The following is a 14,660-nucleotide window of genomic DNA, read 5'->3' as shown; positions in this document are numbered from 1 at the left end:
CATGAAGCGCAGGCACGTCTGGCCGGTCATCGCGCTGCTGCTGGCGGCGCTTGCGGCGCCAGCCTCGCTGCGCGCGCAAGCCCAGCCGGGGGAGATGGCGCTCAAGCGCGCCATCGACCTGGAAAACGCGGCCAAGTACCGCGAGGCGATTGCCGCCTACCGCGAGGCGGTGAAGTTGGGCGCGGTGTCGCAGGGCGTGCTCGGCATGGAGCGCTCGTTCGGTTCGCTGGGACAGGAAGATTCGCTCCTCCCCACGCTCGACGCGCTGCTGCGCACGACGCCGCGCGATGCGGTGCTGCGCGGCGCGCTGCTGCGCACCTTGCGCTCGCTGGGGCGCGACGCGGCCGCGCGGCGGGCCTTCGAGGAATGGCGCGCGCTCGACGCGCGCGATGCGGCGCCGTATCGCGAGTACGTGCGGCTCCTCCTCACCGATCGCCGTACCGAACTTGCCGACTCGGTGCTTCAGCAAGCGGTGGCGGCGCTCGGCGGCGCACGCGAGTTCGCCACCGAGTTCGCCGATCTGTACGCCACACGCGGGCGCTGGGACGCGGCCGCCGCGGCCTGGCGAGATGCAATGGCCGACGCGCCGTATCTCGACCAGTCGGCGGCGTACTCGCTGATGGGAGCGCCCAACGCCTCGCGCGAGGGCGTGCGCACGGCGCTCACGCCCCAGCTGACGGCACCGGCCGCGCTCGTCGCGGCGCTGGCGCGCACCCGCGCCTGGCTCGAGCTGCGCTGGGGCTCGCCGCGCGAGGGATGGCGCGCGTTGCGCACGCTCCCAGCGGCCGACAGCACCGCGCAGTTGTGGATCGATTTCGCGGACGAAGCGGCGCACATGGGGGGCGCGCTCGTGGCGCGGGACGCGCTCGAGGCGGCGTATCAGGTGCGACGCGATCCGGCGCTGGCCCTGCGCGCGGCCGGCGCCGCACTCCCGGGTGGCGATGCGGCCGGGGCGCTGCGGCTCTCGGCGCTGGCGGTTCCGGCACTCGACAGCGCGCAAGCCGTCTCGGACGCGCTCCCCCTGCGGGTGCGGGCGCTCGCGGAGTTGGGGCGTTCGCGCGACGCGGAGCAGCTCATCGCGAGTTACGGTACGCGGGTCACGGCGGCGCAGCGGCGGCTGTTCGCGCGCAGTCTCGCGTGGGGATGGATTCGTGCGGGCGACATCGCGCGGGCGCGACAGGCGGCCGCGCAGGGTGGGGGCGAGGACGAGGATGTGGTGTCGGGATGGCTGGCCTTGTTCGATGGCGACCTCGATGGCGCCCGCAGCGGCCTGCGGACCGCCGAGGACAAGACCCCCGAGGTGCTCACCGCGCTCGCCTTCATCTCGCGCGCGGCGCGCAGCCGCGCGCCGGGGATCGGCGCCGCCTTCCTGGCGCTGGCGCGCGGTGATTCGGTGCAGGCGTCACGCGCCTTCGAGCAGGCGGCCGACTCCGTCCCCGAGGCCGCGCCGTTCCTGCTCGCCCTCGCCGCGCGCGTGGCCAGCGCCAAGGGCGACGATGCGCGGGCGCTCTCGCTCTGGACGCGGCTCGTCGAAGGGTACGCCGCGTCGCCCGAAGCTCCCGAGGCCGATCTCGAGTGGGCCCGCGCGCTGCAGCGGCGCGGCGACCGCGCCGGGGCGACGGCGCGTTATGAACACCTGATCCTCACGTGGCCCGACAGCGCGCTCGTCCCCCAGGCGCGCGACGCGCTCGACCGGATGCGGATGGCGCCATAGAGCGCCGACGGCAATTGCGCGGAATACCACGGAATACGACGGAATAGCACAGAGTACCACGGAATGGCACAGCGTACCACGGAATGGCATGGATGAGCACGGTCAATGCCGAACGATACACATTAGGTTTCATCACGAGACGCGTTCATCTCGCTGCTCCGTCTGTCTCCGCGTCAAATCGTATTGCTCCTTCGTAGTCCGTCGGAATCCGTGGTACTCTGTCGTACTCTGTCGTACTCTGTCGTACTCTGTCGTACTCTGTCGTACTCTGTCGTACTCTGTCGTACTCAGCATCTCCCCATCAACGCATGCCCCGAGCGTTCCGCTTTCTTGTGATTGGTGCCGTCCTGCTCGCCTCGCGCGCCGAGGCGCAGCACCTGCTCGTCCCGATGGACGATGCGCAGGCCAATCACCTGAAGGCGTACGGCGTCACCTTCAACGCGCTCACCGAAGGCGTGCGCGCCGAGTGGCTGATCAACTACCGCGGCGGCGCCTTCCTGATTCCCGATGTCCCCTTCGTGCGGCGCCGCGCGTCGCTCGACGGCGTGACCTTTCAGGCCATCTCGGATGCGGCCGTCGCCGCGATCCGCAACGAGATCGCCGACGGCAATGCCGACGCCGTGCCGCTGGAGAAGGCGCCGCGCATCGCCGTCTACTCGCCGCCCAACTCGCCGCCGTGGGATGACGCCGTCACGCTGGCGCTGCGCTACGCCGGCATTCCGTACACCCGCGTCTGGGACGATGAGGTGCTGGATCAGGACCTGGCGCAGTACGACTGGATCCACCTCTTCCACGAAGACTTCACCGGCCAGCTGAACAAGCTGTACCTCAGCTACCGCGATGCGCCGTGGTTCATCGACCAGCGCGAGCGCGACCTCACCACGGCGCGCCGCCACGGCGACGCCAACATCCCTGCGCTCAAGAAGGCCGTGGCCGCGAAGATCCGTGCCTTCGTCGAGCGCGGCGGATTCCTGTTCGCGATGTGCGGCGCCACCGAAACGCTGGAACTCGCGCTTGCCTCGCAGGGCGTGGACATCGCGTCGCCGTACTCGGACGGCACGCCGATGGATCCCGACGCCGACAACAAGATGGACTGGGCCAACGGATTCGCGGTGGCCAAGGCGCACCTCGAGATGTCGGCGGGCGTCAACGCGATGAGCGACATCGACGGGCACCAGGTCAACGTCCCCGCGCGCCGCCAGCCGCTGGGCAACTTCCAGCTCTTCGCCTTCTCGGCCAAGCTCGATCCCGTCGCGACCATGTTGGTGCAGGACCATCGCAGCGTGATCCCCGACTTCTACGGCGTCACCACCTCGTTCATGCGCAGTGTGCTGCGCCCGGCGGTGACGGTGCTGGCCTACGAAGACGGCGCTCCGTGGGCCAAGTACATCCACGGTGACCTCGGCAAGGGCGCATGGACCTACCTCGGCGGACACGACCCCGAGGACCCGCAGCACAACATCGGCGCGCCGCCCACCGACCTTGCGCTGCATCCCAACTCGCCGGGCTACCGGCTGATCCTCAACAACGTGCTCTTCCCGGCGGCGAAGAAGCGGCCGCACAAAACTTGAGCCACGGCGAGCTGCGCATCCTGCCGCGCGTGGCCAACGCGATTCGCACCGCCATCCACATGGCGGGCGGGCGAGAGGTCTGCTTCGTTGGCGCGATGGACGAGGCCGGGATGCTCCAGTCGGCGCGCGCCGTCGCGCGCGGCGACTCGCGCAGCGTGCTGGCCCTGCCGGGCTTTGCGCGGCGCGGCGAAGTGCTCGTGCACAATCACCCGTCTGGCCTGCTGGAGCCGTCGGAGGCCGACCTCGAGGTCGCCGCGCGGCTGCATGACGACGGCATCGGCTTTGCCATCGTCGACAACGAGGCGACGCGCCTGTACGTGGTGGTCGAGGTGCCGCGCGCCGAGCCGGAGCATCCGCTCGACGCCGACGACGTGGCGGCGATTCTCGACGCCGACGGCCCCGTGGCCGCGCACCTCGGACGCTTCGAGGACCGGCCGACGCAGCGTGACATGGCCGCCACCATCGCCGGCCTCTACACCAAGGGTGGCATCGGCCTGCTCGAGGCAGGGACGGGCGTCGGCAAGTCGCTCGCCTACCTGGTGCCCGCCCTCCGCTGGGCGGCCGCCAACGGCGAACGCACGGTCATTTCCACCAACACCATCACGCTGCAGGAGCAGCTCGTCGGCAAGGACCTTCCCATTCTCGCCGAAGCGCTCGCCGACCAGAAGGTCCGTTTTGCCCTGCTCAAGGGCTGGCACAATTACCTATGCCTGCAGCGGCTCGACACCGCGCGCGCCGAAGGGGCGTCGCTCTTCGAGGAAGAGCTGGCCAACGACCTCGACATGCTTTCGGCGTGGGCCGCGAAGACCAAGGACGGCTCGCTCTCCGATCTCACGACGGCGCCGCGCCCCGACGTGTGGGACGAAGTGGCGGCCGAAGGCGACCTGTGCACGCGGATGCGCTGTCCGTACTTCGATCGTTGCTTCGTCTTTGCCGCGCGGCGGCGTGCCGCCGAGGCCGACGTGGTGGTCGTGAACCATCACCTGCTGATGGCCGACATCGCGGTGCGGCGGGCCAGCGGCAACTGGACCGAAGCGGCGGTGCTGCCGCCGTTCACGCGACTGGTCGTGGATGAGGGGCACCATCTCGAAGATGCCGCCGCCGCGCACCTGGGGCACACCGTCTCGCGCCGCGGCCTCCAGCGCCTCTTCGCTCGGCTTGAGCGCAAGGGCAAGGGGCTGCTTCCCGCGCTCGAGCGCAAACTGTCGCGCGCCACCGACCTGCTGAGCGTCGCCTCGCTCGACCTCGTGCGCGTGCGCCTGGTGGACGGCACGCGCGCGGCGCGCGACAAGGCGCAGGTGGTGTGCGACCTGCTCGACGCCTGGCTCTCGGCGCGCAACGAGCCGCAGGTGCGGCTCACCGACGCGTTCGACGACGATCCCGTCTGGCGTGAGGGGTTGGGTCCGGCGCTCGACGACCTGCTGCGCGAGATCGCCCTGCTGGAGGACGGCCTGCGCACCATCGGCAGCCGCCTCGAGACGGAGCCCACACGGGCCGAGGAACTCGCGCCGCTGCTCGGCGAGATCCGCGGCGTCTCACGGCGGCTCGCGCACGCCGGCGATGCGCTGCGCGGCGCGCTCCGCTCCGGGCGCGATGCCGACCAGCTGGTGCGCTGGCTGGAGCGCCGCCCCGGTGATGGCAACGTGGGCGCAGCCTCGGTGCCGCTCGACCTCGCGCCGATCCTGCGCGAGGACCTGTTCGTGCGCCTCGACACCGCGGTGGTGACCAGCGCGACGCTGGCCACCAGCGATGGCTTCGCCTTCATTGCGCGCCGACTCGGCCTCGACGACGACCGCACCGAGCCGGTGACGCGCCAGTTCGCGTCGCCCTTCGATTACGCGTCGCAGGCGATTCTCGCGGTGCCAAGCGACTTCGTCGCGCCCAACACCGACGGCCGGGCGCACTTTGGGCAGGTGCTGGCTGCCGCGCACGATCTGATCGAGGTCGCCGACGGCGGCGTCTTCGTGCTCTTCACCAGTCATCGCGACGTGAAGGAGGCGGCGGCCACGCTGCGCGCGCTGGACGTCGAGTCGCGCTGGCCGCTGCTGGTGCACGGCGAGGCGCCGCGCGACCAGCTGCTGCAGCGCTTTCGCGAGCACGGCAATGCGGTGCTCGTGGGCACGTCCAGCTTCTGGGAGGGCGTGGATGTCCCGGGACGCGCCCTGCACGCCCTGCTCCTGGCGCGCATTCCGTTCCGCGTGCCGACCGAGCCGGTGACGGCGGCGCAATGCGAGGCCATCGAGAAGAGCGGCGGAGACAGCTTCATGTCCTACATGATTCCGCACGCCGCGCTGCGCCTGAAGCAGGGCTTCGGGCGGCTCGTGCGGTCCACGGCCGATCGCGGCGCGGTGGTGCTGTGCGATCCGCGGGTGTTGCGCAAAGGGTACGGCGCTCACCTGCTCGACGCCCTGCCACCGGCCCGCCGCGTCGTGGCGCCGTGGGCCTCATTGCGGGAGACATTGCGCGACTTCTACGCCAACGGCCGCGCCGTCGATGGTGTAACGGACCCGGACAGCTAGTCCGTCGCACCTTTCAACGCCCTCGGGGGTAAATTGCGAGTCATGACCAGACCCGGAAAGATCGTCTGCGTGGGGCGGAATTACCGCGAACACGCCAAGGAGCTCGGCAACGAGGTGCCCTCCGCGCCGCTGCTCTTCCTCAAGCCGCCGTCGGCCGTGCTCGCGCCGGGCGCGGCGATCGTGATGCCCAAGGCGTCGCAGCGGGTGGACTTCGAGGGCGAAATCGGGGTGGTGGTCGGCGTGCCGCTCCGCAAGGCGAGCCCGGCGCAGTGCACGGCGGGAATTCGCGGCATCGTCGCGCTCAACGACGTGACGGCGCGCGACCTGCAGAAGAGCGACGGCCAGTGGACCCGCGGCAAGGGCTTCGACACCTTCTGCCCCATCGGCCCGCTCTGGGAAGGGGTGCCGCCGCTCGACGCCATCACCGTCGTCACGCGCGTCAACGGCATCGAAAAGCAGCGGGCCATCTCCGGCGAGATGGTCTTCCCGATTCCCGACCTCCTCTCGTACATCTCCCACGTCATGACGCTCGAACCGGGCGACGTGGTGGCCACGGGCACGCCGTCCGGCATCGCGCCGCTGCAAGCGGGCGACGTGGTGGAAGTCGAACTGGTGGGCTACAGCGCCGTCCGCAACCCGGTGGAAGCCGAGGCGTGATTCCTCGCCAGCCGCGAGGCATCCGCGCGTTCACGGTCTCGATCATCCTGCACGTGGTGATCGGCGTGGTGCTGTTGCGTTCGCTGGAGATCCCGTCGGTGCTCACGGAGCTCTTCAGCAATCGCGGTCAGCCCGTGGTCGTCGAACGCATCGGATTCATCGCGCTCCCCCGCGGCGACGGCGGCCCGGCGCGCGCCATGCGCAGCGGGGGGGACGGCCGCCCGGATCGCGGCAAGACGACCGAAGCGCCAGCGCCCGAGGTGGTCGCGCCAGTTGCGGTGCCGGCCGCGGTGCCCAGCGCGCCGGCCGCACCGGCGGCCAAGCCGGAAGGCGGCGCGGGTGACATCGTCGGCGAGGGCGGGGCAACGCGCGGGATCCGGCCCAACTACAGCGACCCGCGGCTCTGGTTCCCGCCCGGCCCCGTCGTCTCGGCGCCCATGCGGACCCCCCGCACCAAGGCCGACTCGCTGCACGACATGCTCGCCGACAAGATTCGCGTCCTCAACGATTCGGTGGCCGCCCTCGGTCCGCAGCGCGCGCCCGGCGACTGGACCTTCACCGACAAGAAGGGACGCAAGTACGGCATCGACCAGCAGTACATCCGCCTCGGCAAGTTCTCCATCCCGACGGCGGTGCTCGCGCTCCTGCCGCTGAACGCGCAGGCCAACCCGATCCAGGCCGAACGCCAGCGCACGATGAACGAGATGACGCGGCAGATCCAGGAACAGTCGGCGCGGTACACGCGCGACGAGGAGTTCAAGGCGGCGGTGCGCGCGTTGCGCGCGCGCAAGGACCGCGAGCGTCGCGAGGCGGCGGACAAGGCGAAGGCCGAACCGCCCGCGCCGCCCGCCAAACCGTAGCGTCTAGCTTTCGGCCGACGTGGTGGTGGGCGTCGGCACGGGCGGCCGAATGACGCCGGCCAGGACTCCGAGCACGGCATAGTCATCCTGCGGCCCCACCTCGGTGGGCGCCTGCCCGTTGCCGGTGTGCAGCACCACCGCCTGTCCGCGGCGCACCATCGTCCGCACCACGGCGCGATCGCCAAGCCGCACCACGACCGGTTCCCCGTCCCTGGAGCGGGCCACGGGGTGCACGATGGCAAAGTCGCCCGCCTGCGCGCCGAGGGCGCGCGCGTCGTCGCCGGCGATGGGGACGAGGAAGCACTCGGCGCTCGGCACCAGCGAGCGGTCGAGCGCGAGGAACGACGTCGTCTCGGGCGCGCGCTGGAAGGCGGCGACGCGCACCACCGGAACCGGCATCACGCCGGACGGCCCCCCGTGGCCAATGAGCTTGACGCCGCGCGAACGGCCGGGTACGCGCTCGATGTACCCCTTGGCCTCGAGCGAGGCGAGCACATCGGTGACGCTCTTGGTGGACGCAATGCGGCAATGCCGCCCGATGTCCCGTACGCTCGGCTGGAACGTGTGCTGAGCCAGGTGGTCGAGCAGATAGTGATAGACGTGCTCTTCAACAGCGGTCAGCGGGGCGCGCATCAGATCAGGATGTGCCGGCAGTCCGGCGGTCGAGTTCGGCGATGGCGGCGTCGAGGCGGGCGAGTGCCACCCCTCGGCCAAGTACCATTAGTACGTCGAACAGGCCCGGACTGTTGGTCTCCCCCGTCAGGGCCACCCGCATGGGGCCGAAGAGCTTGCCGGTGCCGAGGCCGCGCGCCTCGGCGAGACCCTTGAGCGCGGGCTCCAGTTCCGCCGCGGTCCACGACGGGGCGGCGGCCAGCGACTCGCGGGCGGCGGCGATCAGCGCGCGCGCGTCGGCGGCGTCCTTCCACGCCTTCGCGGCCGCGTGCTCATCATAGGCGACCGTGGCCGCGAGGAACGGCCGCGCCTGCCGCACGATGTCGTCCACCGTGCGCGAGCGCACGCGCAGCAGGTCGAACAGGGGGTGATACCAGGCGGCGCGCGCGGCGACGTCGCGCTCCGACGCGAGCCCCGCCTCCGCGAGTTTGCGCGCCACGAGCGGGGCGAGGTCGGCGAGCGGCATCCGGGCCAGGTGCTGCCCGTTCATCCACTCCAGCTTCTTCGTGTCGAAGACCGACGCCTTCTTGAGCAGGCCGTCGCTCTCGAACTTCGCGACCAGCTCGTCGATGGTCATCACCTCGTTGAACTCGCCGCCCGGCGACCAGCCCAGCAGCGCGAGGAAGTTGACCATCGCCTGCGGCAGGATCCCCTCGTGCTGCCAGTCGGCCACCGCGGTGGCGCCGTGGCGCTTGGACAGCTTCTTGCCGTCGGTGCCGTGGATCATCGGCAGGTGCGCGAACTGCGGCAGCGCCGCGCCCAGCGCCTGGTAGAGCATGATCTGCTTGGGCGTGTTCGAGATGTGGTCGTCGCCGCGCATCACGAGGGTGATGCGCATCGCGATGTCGTCGGAAGTCACGGCCATGTTGTAGATGGGCGTGCCGTCCGAGCGGAGGATGATGAAGTCCTCGATGTCGCGGTTGGGGAAGCTGATGTCGCCGTGCACGAGATCGGTCCATCCCGAGCTTCCGTCGGGGACGCGGAAGCGGATCACGCTCGGCTCGCCGGCCGCCACGCGGCGCGCGACGTCGGCGCGGTCCAGCAGGTCGCAGCGCCGGTCGTACTTGAACGCGCCCTCGGTGGCCTCGGCCTGCTTGCGGCGGGCGTCGAGTTCGAAGGCCGTGCAGAAGCAGCGGTACGCGTGCCCGTTGGCCACCAGGCGCTCGGCGTCCTCGCGGTGCCGCGCGACGTTGGCGCCCTGATAGACGACCTCCTCATCCCAGTCGAGGCCCAGCCACTGCAGTCCCTCGAAGATCGCGCGCGTCGATTCGTCCGTGCTGCGCGCCTTGTCGGTGTCCTCCACGCGGAGCAGGAACTGCCCCCCATGCCGCCGGGCATAGAGCCAGTTGAACAGCGCCGTGCGGGCGCCGCCGACGTGGAGATAGCCGGTGGGCGACGGGGCGAATCTTAGGCGGGGAGTAGGCACGGGGCGAGGCTAGTTTCGAGTGGGGGCTGAGTGATGGCGGATGGCGGATGGCGGAGGGCGGATGGCAGAGGGCGGAGGGCGGACGACGAACGAAGGCGTGGGGACACCGCTCGAGGCGGCCATCCATCCGCCATCCGCCTTCCGCCCTCTGCCATCACTCTCCCCAACAAGAATCCCAGCAAAGCAAAGCGGGTCCACCGGGGCGTCCCCAGCAGACCCGCTCAGCGGAGACGGAGGGATTCGAACCCTCGATACAGGTTTAAGCCCGTATAACGGTTTAGCAAACCGTCGCCTTCAGCCTCTCGGCCACGTCTCCATGCGCGCGAGCGCGCAGACTGAGAAAAATGGGCGTGAGCGGGGCGGATGTAAAGGGAGAAGACGACAGAATGGCACAGAGTACGACGGAGTACGGCAGTTACCGCCGCACTCCGTGGTACTCTGTCGTTTTCTGTGGTATTCCGCCCCTACGGTGTCACCCTCACCGGCGCCGCCGGCTTCGACCGGTCCTCATAGGGCCTCAGATTCCACTCGAAGAACGCCCAGGTCCGGTTCCACGAGTCGATCTGTTCGGGCGAGTCCACGCGCTGCAGCGTCACGGGATCGACGCGGCGACTGAACGAGTGGCCGACCGACGCGCCCCAGCCCGGCGGATCCACATAGATCTTCGTCTCCGACAGCTCGGGCTTGAGCGCGCGCAGCTTCCAGACGATCTGCTGGTCCTCGACATAGTTCACGTCGAGGTCGTTCGTCGAGACGTGCACGAGGAGCGGGATGTTGAGGTTCTCGACGTGGTAGAGCGGCGAGCGCTTGATGTACTCGTCGGGCTTCTCGAACGGCAAGCCGAGAATGGTCGGCTCGGCGGCGTAGCTGCGCTGGTATCCGGGCCCCTTGTACGAAAGCCGGAAGACGAGGTTCGTCACCGGCACAATGCCGGCCGCGGCCTTGAGCGGCGTGCCGGGCTTCGTGGCGTTCAGGATGGTGATGAATCCGCCGTGGCTCCACCCCATCATCCCCACGCGATCCATGTCCACGTACGGGAGCGTCTTCAGGTATTCGAGGGCCGAGAGGACGTCGTCCACCTCCATGCCGCCGTAATCGATGGCCTGGTGATGCGCTTCGCCGTGGCCCGTGCTGCCGCGGTAGTCGGGCGTGATGATCACGTACCCGCGCTCCACCGCCTCCTTCACGAACGGGAACATCGTCGGGCCCCAGTCGCCGTGCACGCCGCCGTGCACCCAGACCATCGCCGCGTGCCCCTTGGCACCGCGCTTGTCGAGCGGGGCAAAGAGATAGGCGGGGATTTCCATTCCGTCGGCGGTGCTCTTGTAGGTCACCTTGCGGAACTCGGCGATGCCCCTGAAGCGCGCCGCATAGATGCTGTCGGTGCGCGCCTTGTTCTGCATGTCGCGAGCGTAGTTCCCCGGCGGCAGGTCCTTGGGGTCCTTGCTCACGTAGAGCTGCCGGGCCCGGACCGAGTCCATGGCGACGGTGAAGCTGCGCTCGGGGCCGCCGGTCGGGCGGGGTGTCACTGCGCCGGCGGCCGGAACCGGCGCGGGGGGCGCCGTCTCGGGCTTCCGGGTGGTGAATGCGGAGCAGCCGGTGGCAGCCAGCAGGCCGGCCAGCAGCGAAGAACGAGCGACGCGCGACGAGAATTGCATGCGAATTCCCTGGGCTCGGGTGGTGGGGGCCGGGCGAATTCGAAACGCGCGGCGGGTCGGCGGCGTTGAAGGCCGGCGCGACGGGCGCGAGGACGGGCAGGGAGGGATTCGAACCCCCGGTTCCCTTGCAGGAACGCCGGTTTTCAAGACCGGAGCATTAAACCACTCTGCCACCTGCCCAACGGCGCCCGGGCGACACCGCGCGGGCGGTCTGGAAAATCACCCGATGGCGCCTCCGGCGCCACCTGTCGCTGCGCTGGGCCGCCGCCCGCGCCGTCCCTATTGATCGACCGTGAGGCAGTGCCGGGGTGGCAATCTGTCCGCCTTCGCCGCGTGACGCCCGGCGGAAGGTGGAAGGTACTTCAAGCGGAGCATGCCGCCCCGGGAACCGGTCGCGTTCGGCTGACGTTTCTGGCGGTGTTCCCGCTCCAAAGGCCGGGGCATTCACCTGACACGAAATGGGCAATGTCGCCCTGTCATACGTGCGTGCTCCATATATATGTTTTCCCGGTTCCCCCAGCCGATCCGAGCACCCGAGGCCCGTCCTACCGGCTTCGGGATGGAAGGCCCGAGTTCGGCGGATCATCCCCAAACTTCTGAGGAGTAAGCACCATGTGGCGGACTGGAGTGGCAGCTCTGTTCGCGGCACTCTGTGTCAGCGAGGGAGCGCTGGCGCAGACGCGCATCACCGGTGCCGTGCGTGCCAATGACGGCTCTGGCCCCATCGCCGGGGCTGAGGTCACGATCGTGGGCACCAAGCGCGGCGCGATTACGCGCGACGACGGCCGCTTTACGCTGGCGGTCGATGCCGGAACGTATCAGGTGACGGCGAAGCGCATCGGCTTCGCGCCGCTCACGCAGCCGGTGACGGTGGCGGCAGGCCGCACCGTGACGGTCGACTTCGAGCTCAAGGTGATGGCGGCCCAGCTCGGCGGCATCGTGATCACCGGCTATGGCCAGAAGGACGTGCGCGACCGCACCGGCGTGGCCGAGACGATCCGGGAGAAGAACTTCAATATCGGCAAGATCACCAGCCCCGAGCAGCTGATCCAGGCGAAGGTGCCGGGCGTGCAGGTGGTGACGAGCAACGAGCCGGGCGCGGGCATCGCCATGCGCATCCGCGGCGGCACCTCGATCAACGCCAGCAACGAACCGCTCTTCGTCGTGGACGGCGTGCCGCTTCCGACGGGCGGCGGCGTCGCGGCGGGCCGCAACCCGATGAACTTCCTCAACCCGGCCGACATCGAGAGCATCACGGTGCTCAAGGATGCATCGGCCGCGGCCATCTACGGGTCGCGCGGCGCCAACGGCGTCATCCTCATCACGACCAAGTCGGGTGTCTCGGGCGGCGCCTCCACCGTGTCGTTCGGGAGCAGCTACTCGACGTCGAAGATCGTGAAGAAGCCGGACATGCTGAACGCGACGCAGTTCAAGGCGGCCGTGGCGCAGTACGCGCCGGAGAACACGGCGCGCCTCGGCAGCGCCAACACCGACTGGATCGACGCCATCACGCACAACGGCACCGGCGCCGAGAACAACCTGTCGATGGCGGGCGCCAAGGACGACATGCGCTACCGCCTGTCGATCGGCAGCATGTCGCAGGACGGCATCGTCACCGGATCGAGCACCCGTCGCGAGTCGATGGGCCTCACCTACAGCGACGTGCTGATGAGCGACAAGCTCGAGTTCCGCGCGAACCTCAAGGGAAGCCGGGCGCTCGACACGTTCGCGGCCGGCGGCATGGGGTCGGCGACCTCGATGGCGCCGACGCAGCCCATCTACAACGCCAACGGCACGTACTTTCAGTGGGCCGACTGGCTTGGCCCCAACAACCCCGTCGCCGACCAGGCGATGATCAGCGACCAGGGCTCGACGTTCCGCAGCGTCGGCAACATCGAGGCCAAGTACACGCTGCCGTGGATCGAGGGGCTGAACGCAACGCTCCGCACGGGCTACGACTTCACGCAGGCCTCGCGCGTCACCTTCTCGCCCAGCACCGCGCAGTTCGACGTCGAGAACGGGCGCGGCGGCCGGTTCGACAAGAACAACCCGCGCCAGGTCAACACGGTGCTCGAGGTCTTCGGCACCTACACGCGCAAGATGGAGGACATCGCCAGCTCGTTCGACGTGACCGCCGGCTACGGCTACGGCGGATCGCACGGCGACTATCCCTGGTTCTACGCCGAGAAGCTCTCGACGAACCTGCTGAAGGGGAACGGCGTGCCGGGCGCGCAGGTGCAGCAGAACTACCTGACGGTCGAGGATAGCAAGCTCATCTCGTTCTTCGGCCGCGTGAACTACACCTTCAAGGACCGGTACCTGCTGACCGGCTCGCTGCGCCGCGACGGGTCGTCGCGCTTCGGCCCCGGCAACCAGTGGGGCGTCTTCCCGGCCTTCGCCGCCGCGTGGCGCGTCATCGAAGAGCCCTTCATGCAGAAGTTCCCGCAGCTGTCCGACCTGAAGCTGCGCTTCTCGTGGGGCGTCAACGGCAACCAGTCGTTCGGCAACTACCTGTTCCTGTCCACCTACACGACGGGTGACAGCAAGGCGCAGTACCAGTTCGGGAACCAGTTCGTCACGACCATCCGCCCGAGCGCGGTGGACCCGAACATCAAGTGGGAGCAGACGGCGTCGACCAACTTCGGCCTCGACTTCGGCCTCTACAACAGCCGCGTGACCGGCACCCTCGACGTCTACAGCAAGACGACCGACGACCTGATCTTCACGGTCCCGGTGGCGGCGGGGACGAACCTGTCGAACTACGTCACGACGAACATCGGCAGCATGAAGAACAACGGCGTGGAACTCGGCCTGAGTGCCGTGATTCTCGAGGGCCGCACCTCGCCGTGGCGCTGGGATGCCAGCTTCTCGGCGGGCATGAACAACAACAAGATCGTGTCGGTCAGCAACTCGGGGACCGACAAGATCCTCGTCGGCGGCATCGCGGGCGGCGTGGGCAACACCATCCAGGTGCTGCAGCCGGGCCAGCCGCGCTACGCCTTCCTCGTCTTCAAGCACAAGACCGGCGCCGATGGCAAGCCGGTGACGGGCGACAAGCCGGACAAGGAACTGTACCAGGACATCAACGGCGACGGCGCCATCACCCAGAGCGACAAGGTGGCGTACAAGAGCCCCGATCCGAAGTGGATCATCGGCCACACGTCGAACGTGTCGTACAAGAACTGGGACATGTCGCTGACGGCCCGCATGCACCTGGGCAACTACGTCTACAACAACGTCGCCTCGACGCTCGGCACGTACCGCGCGCTCAAGGGGACGCAGGCGCCCAACAACCTGCACGCGTCGGTGCTCAAGTACGGCTTCACGTCCACGCAGTATTTCTCCGACCTGTACGTCGAGAAGGCGAGCTTCTTCCGCCTCGACAACATCAGCGTCGGCTACACCTTCAAGACCGTGCCGCAGCTGAAGTCGCTGCGGGTGTACGGCGCGATCCAGAATGTCTTTACCAGCACCAAGTACACGGGCGTTGACCCGATGGCCGGCGTGAACGGCATCGACAACAACCTGTACCCGCTGGCGCGCACGTTCACCACCGGCCTCAACATCGGCTTCTGAGCGGAGA

At 69.1% G+C, this 14,660-nt stretch carries 9 protein-coding genes and 2 tRNA genes; 6 read left to right on the top strand and 5 right to left on the bottom strand.

Annotation, left to right across the window (positions count from 1 at the left end; all coding sequences use genetic code 11):
* Position 1: 1 nt before the first annotated feature.
* The 5 genes from VGJ96_02490 to VGJ96_02470 all read left to right on the top strand — a co-directional run bounded on the left by VGJ96_02490 (position 2) and on the right by VGJ96_02470 (position 7,321).
* A complete protein-coding gene (locus VGJ96_02490; GenBank protein HEY3285968.1) occupies positions 2-1,714 on the top strand; it encodes a hypothetical protein in 1,713 nt (570 codons plus the stop codon).
* A 308-nt stretch (positions 1,715-2,022) separates the two neighbouring features.
* Positions 2,023-3,285, top strand: coding sequence for a hypothetical protein (locus VGJ96_02485; GenBank protein HEY3285967.1), 1,263 nt, complete (start codon positions 2,023-2,025; stop codon positions 3,283-3,285).
* Complete coding sequence (locus VGJ96_02480; GenBank protein ID HEY3285966.1) at positions 3,282-5,804, top strand: helicase C-terminal domain-containing protein; 2,523 nt, start codon at positions 3,282-3,284, stop codon at positions 5,802-5,804. Before VGJ96_02485 ends, VGJ96_02480 begins: the two co-directional genes overlap by 4 nt.
* A 42-nt stretch (positions 5,805-5,846) precedes the next feature.
* A complete protein-coding gene (locus tag VGJ96_02475; GenBank protein ID HEY3285965.1) occupies positions 5,847-6,461 on the top strand; it encodes a fumarylacetoacetate hydrolase family protein in 615 nt (204 codons plus the stop codon).
* Positions 6,458-7,321: a hypothetical protein gene (locus VGJ96_02470; protein HEY3285964.1), complete on the top strand. Its 864-nt coding sequence runs from the start codon at positions 6,458-6,460 to the stop codon at positions 7,319-7,321. Before VGJ96_02475 ends, VGJ96_02470 begins: the two co-directional genes overlap by 4 nt.
* A 3-nt stretch (positions 7,322-7,324) precedes the next feature.
* Here VGJ96_02470 and VGJ96_02465 read toward each other — a convergent pair whose 3' ends face one another.
* From VGJ96_02465 to VGJ96_02445, 5 genes are all read right to left on the bottom strand, one after another.
* A complete protein-coding gene (locus tag VGJ96_02465) occupies positions 7,325-7,954 on the bottom strand; it encodes a S24 family peptidase (GenBank protein HEY3285963.1) in 630 nt (209 codons plus the stop codon).
* Between the two features lie 4 nt (positions 7,955-7,958).
* Positions 7,959-9,419, bottom strand: coding sequence for a glutamate--tRNA ligase (gltX, locus tag VGJ96_02460; protein HEY3285962.1), 1,461 nt, complete (start codon positions 9,417-9,419; stop codon positions 7,959-7,961).
* A 225-nt stretch (positions 9,420-9,644) separates the two neighbouring features.
* A tRNA-Ser gene (locus VGJ96_02455) sits at positions 9,645-9,735 on the bottom strand.
* A gap of 148 nt (positions 9,736-9,883) precedes the next feature.
* Positions 9,884-11,077, bottom strand: a complete 1,194-nt coding sequence (locus tag VGJ96_02450; GenBank protein ID HEY3285961.1) for an alpha/beta fold hydrolase — start codon at positions 11,075-11,077, stop codon at positions 9,884-9,886.
* A gap of 93 nt (positions 11,078-11,170) precedes the next feature.
* Positions 11,171-11,257: transfer RNA gene (locus tag VGJ96_02445), tRNA-Ser, on the bottom strand.
* Between the two features lie 447 nt (positions 11,258-11,704).
* On the opposite strand from VGJ96_02445, the gene VGJ96_02440 reads away from it, so the two are divergent.
* Positions 11,705-14,653, top strand: a complete 2,949-nt coding sequence (locus tag VGJ96_02440) for a SusC/RagA family TonB-linked outer membrane protein (protein HEY3285960.1) — start codon at positions 11,705-11,707, stop codon at positions 14,651-14,653.
* Positions 14,654-14,660 lie beyond the last annotated feature (7 nt).

The sequence above is a fragment of the Gemmatimonadaceae bacterium genome, assembly GCA_036504815.1.
In the GTDB taxonomy this organism is placed as follows: Bacteria; Gemmatimonadota; Gemmatimonadetes; order Gemmatimonadales; family Gemmatimonadaceae; genus PNKL01.
This window is presented reverse-complemented; position numbering and strand designations above follow the sequence as displayed.

What these genes read in the sequence shown, in the direction of transcription:
- VGJ96_02485 (HEY3285967.1), top strand. Translation starts at nt 2,023, where the DNA reads ATGCCCCGAGCGTTCCGCTTTCTTGTGATTGGTGCCGTCCTGCTCGCC.
- VGJ96_02450 (HEY3285961.1), bottom strand. Translation starts at nt 11,077, where the DNA reads ATGCAATTCTCGTCGCGCGTCGCTCGTTCTTCGCTGCTGGCCGGCCTG.
- VGJ96_02465 (HEY3285963.1), bottom strand. Translation starts at nt 7,954, where the DNA reads ATGCGCGCCCCGCTGACCGCTGTTGAAGAGCACGTCTATCACTATCTG.
- VGJ96_02475 (HEY3285965.1), top strand. Translation starts at nt 5,847, where the DNA reads ATGACCAGACCCGGAAAGATCGTCTGCGTGGGGCGGAATTACCGCGAA.
- VGJ96_02490 (HEY3285968.1), top strand. Translation starts at nt 2, where the DNA reads ATGAAGCGCAGGCACGTCTGGCCGGTCATCGCGCTGCTGCTGGCGGCG.